1 protein-coding gene and 1 pseudogene are annotated in these 1,282 nt (G+C 63.0%); one reads left to right on the top strand and one right to left on the bottom strand.

The window, feature by feature from the left end:
• Window positions 1–46: 46 nt before the first annotated feature.
• Window positions 47–769, bottom strand: a pseudogene (locus A2I95_RS39200) (GTP 3',8-cyclase MoaA); the annotation flags it as partial.
• Between the two features lie 91 nt (window positions 770–860).
• On the opposite strand from A2I95_RS39200, the gene A2I95_RS39195 reads away from it, so the two are divergent.
• A partial coding sequence (locus A2I95_RS39195; protein ID WP_291737761.1) for a hypothetical protein occupies window positions 861–1,282 on the top strand: 422 nt, incomplete at its 3' end.

Raw genomic sequence — 1,282 nt, 5'->3', positions numbered from 1 at the left:
CCTTCGCCCGCAAGGAAGCGGCCAAATACCTGAAAGACGCCTAGCCCAGCCGCACATAGCGGGCCGGGCCGCCGGTGCGCTCAGCCAGATCGGTGACGGTATAGTGGTTTTCGTATTCCGCACGCACGTCTTTCAGCGACCAGTACTGGCCGATGCGCTCCATGGCGCCGATATCTTCGCCCATTGGCATGACTTCGATCCATGTTAGGTCGAGGCCGCGTTCGGCGCACCATGCGGTGATCCGGGGCAGTTCTTCTTCGTTGAAGCCTTTCAGCGCCACGGCGTTGAGCTTGACCTTGAGGCCGGCCTTTTGCGCGGCATCAATCCCTTTCAGCACCTGCGGCAGGCGGCCCCAGCGGGTGACATCGGCGAATTTCTGTTCGTCCAGCGTGTCGAGCGAGATATTCACCCGGCGCACCCCGGCGGCATAAAGGTCATCGGCGTATTTCGCCAGCTGCGAGCCATTGGTGGTCAGCGTCAGCTCCTTCAGCGCGCCGGTGTCCAGATGGCGGCTCATCGACTGGAAGAAAGTCATGATGCCGCGCCGGACCAGCGGCTCACCGCCGGTGATCCTGAGCTTCTCAACGCCGAGCCGGATGAAGGTGGAACACAGCCGGTCCAGCTCCTCCAGCGTCAGCAGATCCTTCTTGGGCAAAAAGGTCATATTCTCGGACATGCAATAGACGCAGCGGAAGTCGCAGCGGTCGGTGACCGAGACACGCAGATAAGTGATTGCGCGGGCGAAGGGATCAATAAGCGGAGCTGTCATGCCTCCTAGGTAAAGCGGGGCACCGCCCGCGGCAAGAGGGGGACGGCTTTTACCGCTGGCAAAGAGTTTCGGGCAAAGCTAGGGTCGCCTCATGCGTATGACAGTCATTTCCCTTGCTTCGATTTCCTTGCTGGCTGCCTGTAACGGGATCCAGCTGAATTCTTCCATCCTCGGCGGCCAGGGGGCACCGGCGGCGGCAGAGCCGCAGGATCCGGTGCTGCAGCCGGGCCCCGGCGTCGATGTGGTTGAGGCGGACCCTGCCGCGCCGTCGTTCCGCGGCTCTGCAACCACGGTTGCCTCGCTGGGCGATCCGTCACTGCCTGGACTGTGGATGGAAACACCGCTGGTGGCTGCTGAACAGCAGGCGTTGGTGCGCACCAGCCGCAATACCCAGGTGGTGCTGACGCTGAAACCGGCACCTGGCGCGGAGTCAGGCGGCAGCCGTCTGTCGATCGGCGCCATGCGTGCACTGCAGCTGCCGCTGACAGAACTGGCCGAAGTGCAGGTGCTGCC

The organism is Leisingera sp. F5 (assembly GCF_001593695.1).
This window is presented reverse-complemented; position numbering and strand designations above follow the sequence as displayed.